A 17,341-nucleotide genomic window follows, 5' to 3' on the forward strand; every position below is an offset into this window, starting at 1 on the left:
GGATCAAACTCTCCATATAAGAGTTGATTAAGCTCGGTTTGTCTTTTCAAAAAAGACTAAAGAATTAACGTTGACGTTTTTGTTCGTTCAGTTTTCAAAGATCAATCCGACGCTCAGAAGCGACTTCATTAATATATCATTCTCACGTTATAATGTCAACATCTATTTTTGATGTTTTTTCATCACTTCATGGTGACGACTCTTAATATATTATCATCGACTAAAAGAACTGTCAACAAAATTACAAAAAAATAAGAAAAGCACAGGGCGCCTTGTCTACGAAGGAACGCAAACTAAGAGCGCCACGTCCTGTGGCAACGTCTGCATGACCCCCATCCTCGGAGCCTCAAGCACAAGCCGGGCCTCGAGGGGGAGGCTTCTTGCGCTAAACAGTTCTCAAAGTTCAAAGGGATATAAATTCTGAAATCATAAATAAAACAGCCGCTTTTAACGGCTGCCATTTTAAATGACCCACATTTGAATGGCTACAAGTGCAAACAGCCCTGGGATGCCTAATAATCCGGAGATTGCGGAAGTAGCAAGGTTTATTGGAACTTGTATCCCAAACTGGTTGCCAAAGGCATTTAAGAAAAATAATAAGAGTGCTCCTATAATCAGTTTAATGGTGCCCTGCCCAATTAGCCTTAGCGGTTTTACAGGTGCTCCTATAAATAGAAGCAATAATATTAACCCTCCCAAAATGGAGATCACAACGATAGGATCCAAAAGAAAAATCCTCCTCTCAGGAAACTTGTACTGCTATTTTATGATTAGCCTGTACAAAAAAGACCTTAAGAGAAGGACTAGTATGAAGATTAATTTTTAATACTCAATATTTATAGCTAAACAACAGCCATACAAATTACATCCGAACCCTTACCTTTCGCTGTTTTGCTTCTTTAAATAGAAAGAAATATTTCGCTTCGGCTAATTTTGCCTGGCTGACGGCTTCAGGAGAGGGATCAAAACTTTTTTCCACCAATGATTTTTGATTGTTCCAGTCCGCTTTTAAGCGGTTCAGCTGCTCTAAAAGCTTCTCATCAAACTCTTTGCGAAGCCACCATTTTCTTTTAAAAAACATGGATCACGCCTCCCGTGTTTAAACTTCTCTTCTGCCTTCTAACGCCTTGGATAGAGTTACTTCATCAGCGTATTCAAGATCTCCGCCGACCGGCAAACCATGCGCTATACGTGTGGCCTTGATTCCGGAAGGCTTAATCAAACGAGAAATATACATGGCAGTAGCTTCCCCTTCAATATTTGGATTTGTAGCAAGAATGATTTCTTGTACTGTTTCATCCTGAAGCCGTTTCAATAGATCAGGGATATTAATATCTTCAGGTCCTATTCCATCCATTGGAGAAATGGCTCCATGAAGAACATGATACAAGCCATTAAATTCCTTCATCTTTTCCATTGCAATGACATCCTTAGGATCCTGCACTACACATATAACTGATCGGTCCCGCCTTTGGTCCTCACATATATAGCATGGATCCTGATCAGTAATATGTCCGCAGACAGAACAATATGATAAATTCCTCTTTGCATTTACTAGTGCCTTTGCAAAATCAAGTACAGTATCTTCCTTCATGCTTAAAACAAAAAATGCCAGACGAGCAGCCGTTTTTGGGCCAATTCCGGGCAGTTTCATAAAGCTGTCGATCAGCTTTGATATTGGTTCAGGATAATGCATTCGTTTTCCTCCTATATAAAAGGAAAAGCGCCGCGAGCATAATAGTCACTGAGTAATCCTCAGATAATGGTCGCTGACGCCTGGCCTGTCTATCTTCTTGCATATCGCTATATTTACTTGAAACGAGTCAAAAGAAATCTCTCAGGAATAGTTATCAAAACATTCCTGGCAGGTTCATTCCTTTTGTAAACTGCCCCATTGTATCGTTTGTAAGGTCTTCAGCTTTTTTCAATGCATCATTGGTCGCTGCAAGCACAAGATCCTGAAGCATGTCGATATCTTCCGGATCCACAACTTCTTCTTTAATATTCACTTCCAAAACCTGTTTATGGCCTGAAACAATTACAGTCACCATTCCGCCGCCAGCCGTTCCCTCAATTCTCTTTTCACCCAGCTCTTCCTGTGCCTGAGCCATCTTCTTTTGCATTTTTTGCATTTGCTTCATCATATTTTGCATATTTCCCATTCCGCCGCGCATTGTACATACCTCCAAATATTTTATTCTTTAATTTCAATTAGATCAGGACCAAACAATTTTACCGCTTCAGCTACATGCGGCTCTTCCTCGCCTTTGCTGAAACTTTTTTCTGTATCGTCTCCATCACGCTGATTGTGCAGAAAATCCTCCCTGACTTTTTGCCATTGGTCATCTGGAATGCCAACCAGCTGCAATTTCTTTCCTAAAAGCTCAAGAAAAACATTTGCCAATATTTCTAAAAATTTGCTGTTTTCCATCGCCATTTGGCAGTGAATTTCATACTTAAATTTCACAATAAGAGCAGTCTCCGATGCAGCAACTGGCTCCGCTTCATTTAATAGAGCCGCCTGGGACCGCATTTGATTATGGACTAGCCTGTCAAGCATTTCTCCCCAACGGCTTTTTACAGCAATCAAATCGTTTTTTGTAGCATTCTTTAAAACTTCATTCACTTTGCCTATAGGAGCTTGAAACCCTTTTCTGGAGATTCTTTGTGGCTTTTTCTGAACAGCAGCTGCTGCACTGTCGTCTTTTGCCATAATTCCATTTTTCTTTAATTCTCCCAGTTCCTGCTGCAGCTGTTCGATTTTCTGCATCAGCGGGTTGATATCTGCTGATTGGGCGGGTTTCCCGCTTTTTTCAAGCTGGCACAGCTTTACAATAGCCACTTCAAGAAAAATTCTCGGGTGGTTTGTCCAACGCATTTCCTGCTGGGCCTTATTTAAAACTTCAATTAGTTCATAAAGTTCTTCCGGCTCCATTTCCTTAGAGATCTGCTGAAATTCTTCATCAAGCATGACTCTTTCCATAGATTCCTCAAGCCTTGGCGCTGCCTTATATAAGAGCATATCCCGGTAAAACAGGATAAAGTCCTCAATAAAACGGGATGGGTCTTTCCCTTGAAAAAGAAGCTCTTCAAGGTATTCCAGGCCAGAAGCTGCATCCCTTGCCCTTATAGCTTTAGCTAATTTATTCAAGAATCCTTGTGAAACGGCACCTGTAATCGATAATGCATCTTCTTCCGTTACCTTATCCTGGCTGAAGGATATGGCCTGGTCCAGCAAACTCAAGGCATCACGCATTCCGCCTTCTGCCGCTCTGGCTATAATCTGCAGAGCCTGGCCGTCACATTCTGCACCTGTTTCATCTAAAATCAGCTTCATCCTTCCAACAATGGCCTGGGCAGTAATTCTTTTGAAATCAAACCTCTGGCATCGGGAAATAATTGTAAGCGGAATTTTGTGAGGTTCAGTAGTCGCCAATATAAAAATAACATGTTTAGGCGGCTCCTCAAGTGTTTTTAAAAGGGCATTAAATGCTCCAATGGAAAGCATATGCACCTCATCCACAATATAAACCTTATATTTTACTGCATTTGGAGCATATTTAACTTTATCTCTGATATCCCGTATTTCTTCTACTCCATTATTAGAGGCAGCATCAATCTCTATGACATCAGGTATGGAGCCATCTGTAATTCCTCTGCAGGCTGAACACTCATTGCAGGGTTCGGTTACCGGTGCCTTTTCACAGTTCACAGCTTTAGCCAAAATCTTAGCCGCACTTGTTTTTCCGGTTCCCCGAGGACCAGAAAATAAATAGGCATGTGATATTTTCTCTTGAAGCAGGGCGTTTTGCAAAGTCTTTGTCACATGTTCCTGCCCGACAACATCTATAAATTGCTGCGGACGCCAAACACGGTATAAAGCTTGATAACTCAATGAGACGCCCCCTTCCTATGTATAGTCCTTCATCTATTATAACGTATCTAAATTCCTTTTTACAAAAGGTAGAATAAATAAATCCTCTAATTCCGGCAGCTCAATTGCACAAACAAAAAAACTCACCCTTTGCAGGATGAGTTTTATTGATCATATAAACTGCCGTGCACCTTCCGTCGACTGACGCCCATAGGCGTTACTTAAGCAGTTAGCTCGGCCCAGGCAACCCTGCGGCACATGGGAGCTTCCACTTAATGCTGCTTCCTTCCGGACCTGACATGGTTCATGGATTCCCATTGCGCAGGACCCAGGCGTCAACACCACTTACTTAAGGCAGGCCCTACAGGACATCAGCCTCGGGAAGGGATTCAGCCTCGCTAGAGCGGATTGCGAGTACAGGGCACCGCTACCTCCCCGCCTAGCACGGCAAAGTTGATACCATATTTAGTTGCGTCTTGTCCGACGCATCTATAAGTATACTAAGGTTCAGTAAAAAAAGCAATGCTTATCCGTTGTCAATTCCTGTATCCTGTTCCATCTGCATTAATTGTTTTCTTTTTTTCTCTTCCTTTTTGCGTTCTCTCAGTTTCCTAAAAAAGCTGGATAGCAATTCTCCACATTCATTTTCAAGAACACCAGAGATGACCTCACTCTGATGATTAAAACGTTCATCTTTCAAAAGATTCATAAGAGTGCCGGCACACCCGCCCTTTGGATCCTTCGCACCATAAACCACCTTTTTTATCCTGGATAAAATGATGGAGCCTGAACACATGGGGCAAGGCTCGAGTGTCACATATAGAACGGCATTCTCCAGCCTCCATGTCCCCAGTTTTTTACAGGCTCTGTCAATCGCAAGCAATTCAGCGTGGGCAACAGCACTTTGATTGGACTCCCGCAGATTATGAGCGCGTGCAATGATTTCTCCATCCAAAACAAGGATTGCCCCAATCGGAACCTCTTCAAGAGACTCAGCAATTTTTGCTTCTATAATGGCTTCACGCATATACAATTCATCTGCAATAATTGATGCTTCCGTCAACTGACTTCATTCCTTCTTTTATTTATCTTGCTTAAACTGCTGTGTAAAAGTACAAATTTTAACGAAAAATAACAGCAAAGGGGGCGATTTTCTGATGAAAACTGAGCTGAAAACTAAGCAGACTTCACCTGCTCTTATCATTATAGACATGATTAACGACTTTAATTTTACCCACGGAAAGATCCTTGCCAAAAAAACATTGAAAATTGCAGAGCACATAAATAAATTAAAATCGGCATTCCATGCGCAAGAGCTTCCCGTGATATATGTAAACGATCATTATAATTTGTGGCAGGCAGACATTCACACGATTATAGACTATTGTAAAAACCCTATCAGCGAGCCTGTTCTTTCCCAGGTTCAGCCCGAAATGAACGATTATTTTTTAATAAAGCCTAAGCATTCCGCATTCTATGGCACCGCATTAAATACCCTGCTCCATCAGCTGGGGGTCAACACGCTGATTATGACCGGCATTGCCGGCAACATTTGCGTTCTATTTTCAGCCAATGATGCCTATATGAGGGAATACCATTTACATATCCCGCATAATTGCATTGCTTCAAATGATGATCATGACAATGAAAATGCTCTTAAGATGATGGAACAGGTATTAAAAGCAGATGTTTCATCCTTCGCTGAAAACAATTATAACATCTCTTCCATGTTTTCTTCATAAGATGGTAGCAGTGTACTCTGCCATCTTATAAAGAAATTTTTTTAAAATAATCGGTAAGATGTTTTTCTGGGAGGGAGATAGCTTGCAAATCCATGTTATACAGCAAAATCAGTCTTTGATTGGCATTGCCCAGGCCTATGGCACAACAGTTGAGGATCTTGTTGAAGCAAATGACATTCCGAATCCAAATAACCTTGTGATAGGGCAGACACTTGTTATTCCAATAGTTGGCAGTTTTTATTGGGTTCAGCCAGGTGATAGCCTCTACTCAATTTCCAGGAGATTCGGTATTTCTTTTCAGCAGCTTGCGTCTGTTAACGGTATTTCTGTCAATCAGCCGCTTCAAGTTGGATTCAGGTTCTACATTCCGCCTCGGCCAAAAGAGAATGCGGAGTTCAACGCATATGTTGAACCAAGAGGAACCAGTGTTGCCCCTGAACTGGAAACTAGTGCGAGGGAAGCGGCCCCTTACCTGACATATTTGGCCCCCTTCAGCTTTCAAGCTCTGCGTGATGGATCCTTGAAGGAGCCGCTACTGAATAATTTCCCCGCCATTGCCAGAGCGAATAATAATGTGCTCATGATGGTCATCACCAACCAGGAAAATGACCAATTCAATGATGAACTGGGAAGAATTCTATTGAATGATATGGCTATTCAGAATAAATTTTTGGATAACATTGTGGCGACCGCTAAAAAATATGGCTTCCGAGAAATTCACTTTGATTTTGAATACTTGCGCCCGGAGGACCGGGAAGCGTATAATACCTTTTTACGAAAAGCAAAGGCAAGGTTCAGCCAAGAAGGCTGGCTAATATCCACTGCATTAGCGCCAAAAACCAGTGCCGAACAAAAAGGACGCTGGTATGAAGCTCATGATTATAAGGCGCACGGTGAAATTGTCGATTTTGTTGTTATTATGACATACGAGTGGGGATACAGCGGCGGTCCCGCAATGGCCGTATCCCCTATTGGCCCAGTCCGGCAGGTGCTGGAATATGCAGTGAGTGAAATGTCCCCCTCCAAGATAATGATGGGTCAGAATTTATATGGGTATGACTGGTCCCTGCCTTTTGTTCAGGGTACAACAGCAAAAGCTGTCAGCCCGCAGCAGGCCATCCAAATTGCTGCTGAAAATAATGTGGCTATTCAATACGATTACAAAGCACAGGCACCATTTTTCAACTATACTGATCCAGATGGAAAGAGACATGAAGTCTGGTTTGAGGATGCCCGGTCCATCCAGGCAAAATTTGAATTAATCAAAGAATTAAAATTGCGGGGAATGAGTTATTGGAAACTCGGGCTGTCATTTCCGCAAAACTGGCTATTGATTACTGAAAACTTTAATGTGACCAAAAGGGCTTAATCCGAAAACAGCTGCCACATCCAGGCAGTTTTTTTTTATTATTCAGAATTTATTGGACCGTTTTCTATTTCCAGCCTAAATTCCATATCCCTTCCACCGTATAGTGTGTTAAAATAATTTTTGTGTCATTTTTTAACGTATTTATTTTACGCAAATATCCTGTCTATTACAGATGGTATCAATAGAGAAGAGGCAGAGTAGGAGGACAATCTTATGGGGGGAATACCTTTTATAACTGTTGAGGGCCCAATTGGTGTAGGAAAAACATCACTTGCTAAAGCGATCTCTGAAAAGTTCCAATATACACTATTAAAAGAAATTGTGGATGAGAATCCCTTTCTAGGAAAATTCTATGAAAACATTGAAGAATGGAGTTTCCAGACGGAGATGTTTTTCTTATGCAACCGGTACAAACAGCTGGTTGATATAAATAATCTTTACTTAAATCAAAATAAGCCTGTAGTGGCAGATTACCATATATTTAAAAACTTAATATTTGCACAGCGCACATTGAGTCAAGATGAGTACCAGAAGTATTTAAAGATATACGAAATCTTAACTGGCGATATGCCTAAGCCAAATGTCATTATCTATCTAAATGCCAGCCTGGAAACTTTGCTTGACCGAATTGAACTGAGAGGGCGCGAGATTGAAAAAAATATCAGCCCATTATATTTAGAGCAATTATCACTTGATTATGAAACGGCTATGAATGAGTTCGAAAGACAGCACCCTGACATTCCAGTCATTCGTTTTAATGGGGATGAGCTGGATTTTGTAAAAAATGAAGCAGACCTCATGCATATATTCGATACACTCTCCACACCATTAAAAAAGAGGAGTATAAAATTATGAATCTAAGGCAAAAATACGAGATTCCCTCGAATTCCGTTATTACGATTGCTGGAACAGTCGGAGTCGGGAAATCAACCATGACGAATGCACTTGCGAGCGCACTCGGGTTCCGAACATCTTTCGAAAAGGTAGACACGAATCCTTACCTTGATAAATTTTATGCAGATTTTAATCGCTGGAGCTTTCATTTGCAGGTATACTTCCTTGCTGAGCGCTTCAAAGATCAGAAGCGCATCTTCGAATATGGCGGCGGATTTGTTCAAGATCGATCCATTTATGAAGATACAGGCATCTTTGCCAAAATGCATTACGAAAAAGGAACAATGTCCAAGGTAGATTATGAAACATATACAAGTTTATTTGATGCGATGGTCATGACACCTTACTTCCCCCATCCGGATTTGCTCATTTACTTAGAAGGTTCACTTGATGACATTCTTTCCCGCATTCAGGAGCGCGGCCGCCCTATGGAACAGCAGACACCCATTGCCTACTGGGAAGAGATGCATCAGCGCTACGAAGACTGGATTAATAGCTTCAACGCCTGCCCTGTTCTCCGTTTGAATATTAACGATTATGACATTATCCAGAACGAACAATCCATCGAACCGATTGTGGAGCGTATTTCCTATTTTTTAAGACAAACTCAATTATTGAAAAAATAATCGCCAATTTCGGCGGTTTTTTTTTGATTACTAGAAGAAATTCAGCTAAAAGTGGAATTATTGCATGATTTCCACCGCACTCGCCTCTAAAGGCATAGCTCCAAACCTATTATTGGTCACTTTTATGAGGATATCGGTCAGATCTCCCTATTATTGGTCACTATTTCACTTTATCGGTCACTTTTTCAAGATATCGGTCACTTTTTCAAGATATCGGTCACTTCGCATAGAATCAAATTTACACTGTCCATATTGTGAAAAATAAAAACAACAAAAAAACCGCTGCGTCACCCAGCGGTTTTATGTATCTCCAATATTTATGCGCGTGTTAAATGCCAATTAAAAATGGAGGAGGAAAGGGGATTCGAACCCCTGCGCGGTTTGACCCGCCTGTCGGTTTTCAAGACCGATCCCTTCAGCCGGACTTGGGTATTCCTCCGCATCGACAAGAAATACTATATCATTTCTTAAAAAGCATGTCAACATTATTCTAAATAAAAAAATGGAGCGGATTTAAAACCCGCTCAGGCATTTTCTTAAGGCTTAATGACTTCACGATTGCCCTTATATGGACGCAATACTTCTGGAATCACAACACTTCCGTCTGCCTGCTGATAATTTTCGAGAATGGCTGCCACCGTGCGGCCGATCGCAAGGCCTGATCCATTCAGTGTATGCACATGCTCCGGCTTGCCTTTTGCCTCGCGGCGGAAGCGGATATTGGCACGTCTTGCCTGGAATCCTTCAAAGTTACTGCAAGAAGAAATTTCTCTATACGTACTATAGCTTGGGATCCAAACCTCGATATCATATTTTTTCGCAGCAGTAAATCCAAGATCGCCTGTGCACATGCTCATCACTCGATATGGAAGGCCCAGCATCTGAAGGACTTTTTCCGCGTGGCCAGTCAGCTTTTCAAGTTCGTCATAAGACTCCTCAGGCTTAACAAACTTCACAAGCTCGACTTTGTTAAATTGATGCTGACGGATCAATCCGCGCGTATCACGGCCTGCAGATCCCGCTTCAGAACGGAAGCATGCACTGAAGGCAGCATAGTTAATCGGAAGCTCATCTGCATTCAGAATCTCTTCCCTGTGCATATTCGTTACAGGCACCTCAGCAGTAGGAATGAGGAAATAATCTTCACTTTCAATTAAGAACGCATCTTCTTCGAATTTCGGAAGCTGTCCTGTCCCAGTCATGCTTGCACGGTTGACCATGTACGGCGGAAGAACTTCCTTATAGCCGTGCTCTTCAGTGTGCAAATCAAGCATGAAGTTGAATAAGGCGCGCTCAAGGCGTGCACCAAGGCCTTTATAAAATACAAAACGGCTTCCCGTCACTTTGCTGGCACGTTCGAAATCAAGGAGATCAAGATCAGTCGCTACATCCCAATGCGGCTTTGGCTCGAAATCAAATTCACGGACTTCTCCCCATTTACGGATTTCCACATTATCATCTTCTGTTTCACCGACAGGCACGCTCTCATGCGGAATATTTGGGATGCTTAACAGCAATTGGTCCAATTCCTCCTCAACCGTGCGGAGCTCCTCATCCAATGTTTTGATTTTATCGCCAACTTCTCTCATTTCAGTGATTAAGTGGTCTGCATCCTGCTTTTCGCGCTTTAAAGCAGCAACCTGCTGTGATACTTCATTTCTTTTGCTCTTCAGCTGTTCAGCCTCAACGATTAACTCGCGTCTTTTTACATCAAGATCCTCGAACTTTCCGAGGTCTGTTAAATCTTCACCACGGTGCTGAAGCTTGTTTTTCACTTCTTCAAAATTGGCTCTTAAAAACTTAATGTCCAGCATTTTTCGTACCTCCTGAAAAATAGTTATAAGGAATTGCTGCTTATAAACTCTGCCCGTTGATTTCCGCTTCAGGCATTTGCTTTCCGCGGGGAGGAATCAGAGCCTCCTCGGCTTCGCCTGTGGGGTCTCTCACTCCCTCTCCTCCCGCAGGAGTCAAGTCCCTCCGCTGCAATCAACTCAGCGATTACCCCCTGTTCGCTGCCTCCAGCAAACTTACTAAACCAGCCAAAAACACAAAAAACTCCCGTCCCCAAAAAAGGGACGAGAGTTACCCGCGTTGCCACCCTAGTTGAAAGCCTGAGCTTTCCACCTTAAATCCATAACGGTTTTAACCGAAAGCATTTACTTTTCCCGGACAGTACCGGGTGTTCCATGCTTTGCTCGAGGATGGATTCGCAGGGTTTATTCACCGGTTCCCACCAGCCACCGGCTCTCTTAAGAACAAATTCCTGTTACTAGTTCCTCTCATTGCTTTAGCTATGAGAATTTTGTAATTCATAATGTACTACAATTATGTTCCTTTTGCAACCAAAATATTCAAACTATTAATTGCTTGGACTCTTTGATCATTTCAACGAAATAGCCTGTCAGGCGATGGTCATCCGTAAGTTCCGGATGGAATGAGCATCCAAGGAATCTGCCTTCGCGTGCTGCAACAATCCGGCCGTTATGCTTGGCCAGGATTTCAACATTCTCGCCTGCCTCCACAATATGAGGTGCACGAATGAATACAGCCGCAAAATCTTCTGCCACTCCGGCAATATCAAGATCCGCCTCGAAGCTTTCGCGCTGGCGTCCGAATGAATTTCTTTCCACATGGACGTCCATAACACCGATATGCGGCTCATCATAGCCAATGATATTATTTGCAAGGAGAATTAATCCTGCACATGTCCCGAACATAGGCTTTCCTGATTGCGCAAACTCCTTAAGGCTGTCCATAAAATCATATTTATCAATCAAGCGTCTCATGGTCGTGCTTTCGCCGCCAGGCAAAATAAGACCGTCCACCTCATCAAGCTGCCCTTTGCGTTTGATGACTACAGCTTCGGCGCCGCATGCTTCTACAGAGAGAACATGCTCCCTGACCGCGCCCTGCAGCCCTAATACACCAACCTTTATCATGTTCAATTCTCCTTACCAGCCGCGCTCCTGCATACGAGCTTCAGGAGCCAATGAAGAAATTTCAATTCCCTTCATTGGTGTGCCAAGTTCTTTTGAAAGTTCAGCAATTAATTTGTAGTCCTGGTAATGTGTAGTTGCTTCTACAATTGCACGTGCAAATTTCGCCGGGTTTTCAGATTTGAAGATACCTGATCCTACGAACACTCCATCTGCACCAAGCTCCATCATAAGAGCTGCATCTGCAGGTGTTGCAACGCCGCCTGCTGCGAAGTTTACGACTGGAAGGCGTCCATGGCTCTTAATTTCCAAAAGAAGCTCATATGGAGCTCCCAGAAGCTTAGCTTCGGTCATTAATTCATCTTCGTTCATGCCGACAACCTTGCGCACCTGTGCATTGACCTTGCGGATATGGCGGACCGCTTCAACGATGTTTCCAGTTCCAGGCTCACCTTTTGTGCGAAGCATAGAAGCACCTTCGCCAATACGGCGTGCAGCTTCGCCTAAATCACGGCATCCGCAAACGAACGGAACTGTGTAGTCTCTTTTGTTAAGATGGTATTCTTCATCAGCAGGAGTTAAAACTTCACTCTCATCTATGTAATCAGCACCCATCGCTTCAAGCAAACGAGCTTCTACAATATGGCCGATACGCGCTTTTGCCATTACCGGGATAGAAACTGCACCCATTACTTCTTCCACAATACGCGGATCTGCCATGCGTGCCACACCGCCAGCTGCACGGATATCAGAAGGAACACGCTCAAGTGCCATAACTGCTACTGCACCAGCTTCTTCTGCGATTTTTGCCTGCTCAGCGTTAACAACATCCATAATAACGCCGCCTTTTTGCATTTCTGCCATACCCCGTTTAACACGATCTGTACCTGTCTTCATGTTTATCCCCCTTCGTAAATACCATCTGCTTTGGATGGGTTTAATATTATGATAAAAATAATTTTTCAAAAAAAGGAAAATAGATTACTTCACTCGGAGTTTTCCCTATTGAAAATATGCAATGAAAAAGGGCTCCTGTCAAGACAGGAAAGCCCTTTTTCTTAAAACCAACCTTTTACAGCTGTGGAAACACTTCCCCATACATCACCGAAGAAACCGCCGATGCTGCGCATCATTAGAACAAACCAGTTAGCTTTTTCGACATTTTCAGCAGCGACTACATCTACTTGGATATTGCCTTTGTCTTTTTCAGATAAGAACTCCAGCTTGCCGTCTTCTGGAGATTCAATCGTCAGATAGCCAATTTTATCTCCTTTTTTAATTGGAGCCGTTAATTCGCCATCTTCATTTAATTTCTTTTTATCAAGTACAAGGACAGGCTTAAAGTTTTCTTTTTCGCCGTTTTTTACAATCATTTCAATCGGATTCTTAGATACGATCTTCACCTTGTCTTCTTTTCCTTTTACAACAGGAACTGTTTTTTGTCCCTTCACCTGATAATTCTCAGGCAAGATTTCTTGCTTCGTGAAATTGCTGAAGCCATAATTAAACATTTTCTTTGTTTCATCAAATCTTGATTTATAGGTAGCCTGGCCATTATCGCCTTTGGCGTTCATTACAACACTGATATAGCGGTTGCCATCTCTAAGAGCAGTACCGGTAAAGCAGTATCCCGCAAAGTCAGTTGTACCAGTTTTAAGGCCATCTACGCCTTCATACCCGTATACAAGCTCAGGAAGCATCCAATTCCAGTTTTCCATCTCAATTTTATCATCAGTGCCCTCTCTGAACACCTTTTTAGGGGTACTGGCTGTTTCCAATACTTCAGGGAATCGATTAATCAATACTTTTGCCAGCGTCGCTGTATCTTTTGCTGACATCACATTTTCCTCTTCAGGTCCGCCTGCAGGAGGTGTTCCCTTCAGATCTCGGTTATTTAAACCTGTCGAGTTGACAAATTTATAATCTTTTAAACCAAGTTCAGCAGCCTTTTCATTCATCATTTTCACGAAATTTGTTTCTGAACCTGCAATGGTTTCAGCAATCGCAATGGTAGCACCATTGGCAGAGTAGATCGTCATGGCTTCATAAAGCTCACGAATATGATAACTACCGTCCCTGCGTAAAGGTACATTCGATAATGCACGGTCTTGGGAAACCTTCCATACGTATTCACTCACGGCATATTCTTGATCCCATTTAACCCGGCCCTCTTCAATAGCCTCAAGGAGCAGGTATTCTGTCATAATTTTTGTCATGCTGGCAATGCCCAGTACTTTATCAGCATTTTTTTGATACAAAATCTTTCCGGTCTCTGAATCTACTAAAATAGCAGCATCAGCATTAATATTTAAAATATCTTCTGCATGTGCTTTATTTAAACCAGGTAAAAGACCTAATAACATAACCAAGGCAAGGAATCCAGCAACAGACTTACGATAAAATGTTTTTTTCAATTTACTGCCCTCCAACGTTTTAATACACTTTTGTTATTTTATCATAACTCTTATTTAAAGAATAGATAGAGTAATTACCTATTCCTGCCTTATGTAAATGGCATGTAAGACCCACTTGCTCTTATTAGCATTTACCTAGATTAAATATTAAAAAAAGTTCTGCAAAAGGCCTATTGATTTCCGCTGCAGGCTTTCAGGGAATCATTCTCCGCACAATCGCCCCTGAAGCTCAACCTTTTCCCGCTTTCATTCTTAACATTGAACAAGATGGCCCTGGATTAGTTCCTGCCGATGAAAATGGGCATGCATTTTCTAGATTCTCTTGATTCTGATTCAAACAACAGGTCACGATGATCTCGCACCTTCCACTTCAACCCAATAAGTGGTTAGCCTTAGTTTACAGCAGAAAAAAGCAGAAAAGGTTTCCCTTTTCTGCTTTTTATTGATTATAGCGAGTAATTTGGCGCCTCTTTTGTAATCTGAACATCATGCGGATGGCTTTCCCTTAATCCTGCGCCAGTCATTTTTATAAATTGTGCATTTTCACGAAGCTCGTGAAGATCCTTTGTTCCGCAATAGCCCATTCCTGAACGGATACCCCCGACGAGCTGGTAGATTGTATCAGCTAAAGGCCCTTTATAAGCAATACGCCCTTCGATTCCCTCTGGAACAAACTTTTTATTCTCCTCCTGGAAGTAACGGTCTTTAGAACCTTTTTCCATGGCAGCAACAGAGCCCATTCCTCTGTAAACCTTGAAGCGGCGTCCCTGGAAAATTTCCGTTTCGCCAGGGCTTTCTGAAACACCAGCAAGAAGGCTTCCAAGCATAACAGCATGCCCGCCTGCTGCCAATGCTTTTACAATATCTCCTGAATATTTAATGCCGCCATCAGCGATAATTGATTTCCCATGCTTGCGTGCTTCTGTTGCACAATCATAAACAGCTGTGATCTGTGGCACCCCTACACCTGCAACTACGCGTGTTGTACAAATGGATCCAGGGCCAATTCCCACTTTCACGATATCAGCACCTGCTTCAATTAGTTCTTTTGTTGCCTCTGCAGTTGCAACATTTCCGGCAATGATAGCTAAGTCAGGATAAGTATTCCGAATTTCACGGACAGTATCCAGCACACCTTTTGAATGGCCATGTGCTGTATCAACTACTATCACGTCCACATGAGATTTAACAAGCATCTCTACACGCTTCATAGTGTCTCCAGTCACGCCTACAGCAGCGCCAGCCAAAAGGCGTCCGCGTTCATCTTTAGCTGATTGAGGGAACTCAATGACCTTTTCAATGTCTTTAATGGTAATTAAACCTTTAAGAACTCCATCCTTGTCCACAAGCGGTAATTTTTCAATTTTATGCTGCTGAAGAATTTTTTCTGCCTCTTCCAAGGTTGTTCCAACGGGAGCTGTCACTAAGTTTTCTTTCGTCATTACATCTGAAATCTTAATCGAATAGTCCTGAATGAAGCGGAGGTCACGATTTGTCAGAATACCAACAAGTTTTTGTTTTTCGTGATTATTGACAATCGGTACACCGGAAATCCGGTACTTGCCCATTAAATGTTCTGCGTCAAATACCTGCTGTTCTGGGGTGAGGAAAAATGGGTCTGTAATAACGCCGCTTTCTGAACGTTTTACTTTATCCACCTGATCAGCCTGCTGTTCAATGGACATATTCTTGTGAATAACCCCCAGGCCTCCCTGGCGAGCCATTGAAATTGCCATTTCAGCTTCGGTAACAGTATCCATACCAGCACTGATAATGGGAATATTTAGCGCAATTTTCTCAGACAAATTAACGTTAAGGCTTACATCACGCGGCAATACCTCAGATTTGGCTGGAACAAGCAATACATCATCAAAAGTTAAACCCTCTTTTTCAAACTTAGTTTCCCACATCTTTTTTGACCTCCTGGACTCAAAAATATTATTAGTAGGTTATCAATTGGACAAAATACTGTCAAGAACAGATTAATATGTTTGACTTTTCTAAAGATTCGGAGGTTTTACTATGATTCATCCATATGACCATGAAAATTCCTTTTTATATTTTTTTTCTGCTAGCACTTCCCAGGAATTTTTAAAGAAATGTTATCTAAAGCAAAACCTCGAGCAAGCCGAACAAAAGAGCTATGAAAACAGTTATCCCTTTATATACTATCTTGAACACGGACAAGTATACTACCAGCAGGCAGAGAAGGCACCGCTGGTCATCAAGCCAATTCTCTATTTTTATGGATTGGTTCATCTTGTAAAAGCCTGCATTCTAACGGTAGACCCAAATTATCCGGAGACTACTTCTGTTCTTGCACATGGGGTTTCAACCCGAAAAAGAAAAAAGCAGCACTATAATTTTTTTCAGGACGAAGTTAAATTTCAAAAAAGCGGGCTTTTCCCATATATGGGAGAAAAATTGTTTCACATGAAACATTTGGAAGGCGAAAAAACAACCATGGGGGAGCTGCTTAGCCAGATTCCTGAGCTTAATGATTTGTATAACCAGACGGAAGGCCGCACTACTTATCTGGAAATAGAGCAGGATAAAGATTTATTTATATTCCCTAAAAAAATTCTTGATACTTTTCATATGACCGAGACCCGATTTGTTGAGTACCTGCAATCCAAGTCAGATTTTAATATAAAGTTTAAGGAATCAGATGAGTCCGTTATGAACTTTATGTTAAAAAATATAAATACATATTATTTTAAGCCTTTAAGATATAGCCCGGACTGCAGAAAATTTTTCTTCCCTCCGGCTAAAGATGAACTGAGTGATTTTCCTGAGCTTCTCATTCATTTCCTTCTGCTCTATAACTTAAGCATGATTGCCCGCTACGAAACAGAGTGGTGGAGCGAGCTCATTAAAATGATGCCGAATAAAGATTATCCTTTCATCCAAACATTTCTTAAAATTACGGCTACAAAAGGGCCCTATTTAATTTATCAGTATTTGGTTGATATGAAAATTTGAGCTGTTGGAGATGGAAAATTATTTATTCTGACCGTTGATTTCTCCTGCGGGTAATCATGCCTTTTGACTGGCTATTTAAGGGGAGATTTGAAGTGGGCGTTTGCTTTTTAGCTAACAGGTTTTAGATTTTTTATTAGCTGAACTTTAATTTTATCTTACATTTGTAACAATTCAATTTTAATAGAGCAGATTCGATTCTTATAACAGACGGTAAAATAACATGGGGTGCATATCATTCAAAACTGGCGCATATATGGATGGAAGTGAAGCATAAAATATAAAAGTGGCGCATATTTTATGATCTTTTAAATAGATTTTTTACTTATAAACTCAGCCCGTTGATTTCCGCTCCTGGCACTTGCTTTCCGCTGGCGGTCCGGGAGCCTCCTCGGCGCTCTGCGCCTGCGGGGTCACTCTTTGATCCGCACTCCCACAGGAATCTCGCACCTGCCGCCCCAGTCAACAGGGTGTCTAATTCAAATTCTACCATAAGCTTTATCAAAG

At 41.9% G+C, this 17,341-nt stretch carries 17 protein-coding genes, 1 tRNA gene, 1 other RNA gene and 1 other annotated feature; of the genes, 5 read left to right on the plus strand and 14 right to left on the minus strand.

Going from position 1 to position 17,341, the window contains the following annotated elements; translation table 11 throughout:
• Positions 1–462 precede the first annotated feature (462 nt).
• The 7 genes from NCCP133_RS21205 to tadA form a co-directional block, all read right to left on the minus strand.
• Complete coding sequence (locus tag NCCP133_RS21205) at positions 463–726, minus strand: pro-sigmaK processing inhibitor BofA family protein (protein WP_264807229.1); 264 nt, start codon at positions 724–726, stop codon at positions 463–465.
• Between the two features lie 136 nt (positions 727–862).
• Entirely contained in the window at positions 863–1,081 is a 219-nt protein-coding gene (locus NCCP133_RS21210) for a YaaL family protein (protein ID WP_264807230.1), read from the minus strand.
• Positions 1,082–1,099: 18 nt separating this feature from the next.
• Positions 1,100–1,696, minus strand: coding sequence for a recombination mediator RecR (gene recR, locus NCCP133_RS21215; protein WP_264807231.1), 597 nt, complete (start codon positions 1,694–1,696; stop codon positions 1,100–1,102).
• Between the two features lie 154 nt (positions 1,697–1,850).
• Entirely contained in the window at positions 1,851–2,174 is a 324-nt protein-coding gene (locus tag NCCP133_RS21220; protein WP_264807232.1) for a YbaB/EbfC family nucleoid-associated protein, read from the minus strand.
• A gap of 20 nt (positions 2,175–2,194) precedes the next feature.
• Positions 2,195–3,895, minus strand: a complete 1,701-nt coding sequence (gene dnaX / locus NCCP133_RS21225) for a DNA polymerase III subunit gamma/tau (RefSeq protein ID WP_264807233.1) — start codon at positions 3,893–3,895, stop codon at positions 2,195–2,197.
• A gap of 162 nt (positions 3,896–4,057) precedes the next feature.
• Positions 4,058–4,322, minus strand: an RNA gene (gene ffs, locus NCCP133_RS21230) — signal recognition particle sRNA large type.
• A gap of 78 nt (positions 4,323–4,400) precedes the next feature.
• Positions 4,401–4,919, minus strand: coding sequence for a tRNA adenosine(34) deaminase TadA (gene tadA / locus NCCP133_RS21235; protein ID WP_442874316.1), 519 nt, complete (start codon positions 4,917–4,919; stop codon positions 4,401–4,403).
• Positions 4,920–5,031: 112 nt separating this feature from the next.
• Between tadA and NCCP133_RS21240 the strand changes: the two genes are divergently transcribed.
• From NCCP133_RS21240 to NCCP133_RS21255, 4 genes are all read left to right on the plus strand, one after another.
• Complete coding sequence (locus NCCP133_RS21240) at positions 5,032–5,616, plus strand: isochorismatase family cysteine hydrolase (protein ID WP_264807235.1); 585 nt, start codon at positions 5,032–5,034, stop codon at positions 5,614–5,616.
• A gap of 82 nt (positions 5,617–5,698) precedes the next feature.
• Positions 5,699–6,985: a glycoside hydrolase family 18 protein gene (locus NCCP133_RS21245; RefSeq protein ID WP_264807236.1), complete on the plus strand. Its 1,287-nt coding sequence runs from the start codon at positions 5,699–5,701 to the stop codon at positions 6,983–6,985.
• 213 nt (positions 6,986–7,198) lie between these two features.
• The gene (locus NCCP133_RS21250) at positions 7,199–7,840 is read left to right on the plus strand and encodes a deoxynucleoside kinase (protein ID WP_264807237.1); all 642 of its coding nucleotides are present in this window, start codon (positions 7,199–7,201) and stop codon (positions 7,838–7,840) included.
• Positions 7,837–8,505, plus strand: a complete 669-nt coding sequence (locus NCCP133_RS21255; protein WP_264807238.1) for a deoxynucleoside kinase — start codon at positions 7,837–7,839, stop codon at positions 8,503–8,505. The genes NCCP133_RS21250 and NCCP133_RS21255 overlap by 4 nt, the downstream gene beginning before the upstream one ends.
• A gap of 346 nt (positions 8,506–8,851) precedes the next feature.
• Here NCCP133_RS21255 and NCCP133_RS21260 read toward each other — a convergent pair.
• The 6 genes from NCCP133_RS21260 to guaB all read right to left on the minus strand — a co-directional run bounded on the left by NCCP133_RS21260 (position 8,852) and on the right by guaB (position 15,765).
• Positions 8,852–8,944: transfer RNA gene (locus NCCP133_RS21260), tRNA-Ser, on the minus strand.
• A 97-nt stretch (positions 8,945–9,041) separates the two neighbouring features.
• Positions 9,042–10,319 carry a serine--tRNA ligase gene (gene serS, locus NCCP133_RS21265; protein WP_264807239.1) on the minus strand — a complete coding sequence of 426 codons (1,278 nt, stop codon included), beginning with the start codon at positions 10,317–10,319 and terminating at the stop codon, positions 9,042–9,044.
• A gap of 254 nt (positions 10,320–10,573) precedes the next feature.
• Positions 10,574–10,797: a binding site (T-box leader), on the minus strand.
• Between the two features lie 59 nt (positions 10,798–10,856).
• A complete protein-coding gene (gene pdxT, locus NCCP133_RS21270; RefSeq protein ID WP_264807240.1) occupies positions 10,857–11,444 on the minus strand; it encodes a pyridoxal 5'-phosphate synthase glutaminase subunit PdxT in 588 nt (195 codons plus the stop codon).
• Positions 11,445–11,456: 12 nt separating this feature from the next.
• Positions 11,457–12,338, minus strand: a complete 882-nt coding sequence (gene pdxS, locus NCCP133_RS21275; protein ID WP_264807241.1) for a pyridoxal 5'-phosphate synthase lyase subunit PdxS — start codon at positions 12,336–12,338, stop codon at positions 11,457–11,459.
• A gap of 161 nt (positions 12,339–12,499) precedes the next feature.
• The gene (locus tag NCCP133_RS21280) at positions 12,500–13,804 is read right to left on the minus strand and encodes a D-alanyl-D-alanine carboxypeptidase family protein (RefSeq protein WP_264807245.1); all 1,305 of its coding nucleotides are present in this window, start codon (positions 13,802–13,804) and stop codon (positions 12,500–12,502) included.
• Positions 13,805–14,301: 497 nt separating this feature from the next.
• On the minus strand, positions 14,302–15,765 hold the full coding sequence (gene guaB, locus NCCP133_RS21285) for an IMP dehydrogenase (RefSeq protein WP_264807242.1): 1,464 nt from the start codon (positions 15,763–15,765) through the stop codon (positions 14,302–14,304).
• A gap of 112 nt (positions 15,766–15,877) precedes the next feature.
• On the opposite strand from guaB, the gene NCCP133_RS21290 reads away from it, so the two are divergent.
• On the plus strand, positions 15,878–16,837 hold the full coding sequence (locus tag NCCP133_RS21290; protein WP_264807243.1) for a YaaC family protein: 960 nt from the start codon (positions 15,878–15,880) through the stop codon (positions 16,835–16,837).
• A gap of 322 nt (positions 16,838–17,159) precedes the next feature.
• Here the strand turns inward: NCCP133_RS21290 and NCCP133_RS21295 are convergent.
• Positions 17,160–17,341, minus strand: a 182-nt coding sequence (locus NCCP133_RS21295) for a hypothetical protein (protein WP_264807244.1), incomplete at its 5' end; no start/stop codon positions are given.

Source organism: Cytobacillus sp. NCCP-133 (assembly GCF_026011715.1).
In the GTDB taxonomy this organism is placed as follows: Bacteria; Bacillota; Bacilli; order Bacillales; family Cytobacillaceae; genus Cytobacillus.

What these genes read in the sequence shown, in the direction of transcription:
- NCCP133_RS21210 (WP_264807230.1), bottom strand. Translation starts at nt 1,081, where the DNA reads ATGTTTTTTAAAAGAAAATGGTGGCTTCGCAAAGAGTTTGATGAGAAG.
- recR (WP_264807231.1), bottom strand. Translation starts at nt 1,696, where the DNA reads ATGCATTATCCTGAACCAATATCAAAGCTGATCGACAGCTTTATGAAA.
- NCCP133_RS21220 (WP_264807232.1), bottom strand. Translation starts at nt 2,174, where the DNA reads ATGCGCGGCGGAATGGGAAATATGCAAAATATGATGAAGCAAATGCAA.
- NCCP133_RS21240 (WP_264807235.1), top strand. Translation starts at nt 5,032, where the DNA reads ATGAAAACTGAGCTGAAAACTAAGCAGACTTCACCTGCTCTTATCATT.
- NCCP133_RS21250 (WP_264807237.1), top strand. Translation starts at nt 7,199, where the DNA reads ATGGGGGGAATACCTTTTATAACTGTTGAGGGCCCAATTGGTGTAGGA.
- NCCP133_RS21255 (WP_264807238.1), top strand. Translation starts at nt 7,837, where the DNA reads ATGAATCTAAGGCAAAAATACGAGATTCCCTCGAATTCCGTTATTACG.
- serS (WP_264807239.1), bottom strand. Translation starts at nt 10,319, where the DNA reads ATGCTGGACATTAAGTTTTTAAGAGCCAATTTTGAAGAAGTGAAAAAC.
- pdxT (WP_264807240.1), bottom strand. Translation starts at nt 11,444, where the DNA reads ATGATAAAGGTTGGTGTATTAGGGCTGCAGGGCGCGGTCAGGGAGCAT.
- pdxS (WP_264807241.1), bottom strand. Translation starts at nt 12,338, where the DNA reads ATGAAGACAGGTACAGATCGTGTTAAACGGGGTATGGCAGAAATGCAA.
- NCCP133_RS21280 (WP_264807245.1), bottom strand. Translation starts at nt 13,804, where the DNA reads ATGTTATTAGGTCTTTTACCTGGTTTAAATAAAGCACATGCAGAAGAT.
- guaB (WP_264807242.1), bottom strand. Translation starts at nt 15,765, where the DNA reads ATGTGGGAAACTAAGTTTGAAAAAGAGGGTTTAACTTTTGATGATGTA.
- NCCP133_RS21290 (WP_264807243.1), top strand. Translation starts at nt 15,878, where the DNA reads ATGATTCATCCATATGACCATGAAAATTCCTTTTTATATTTTTTTTCT.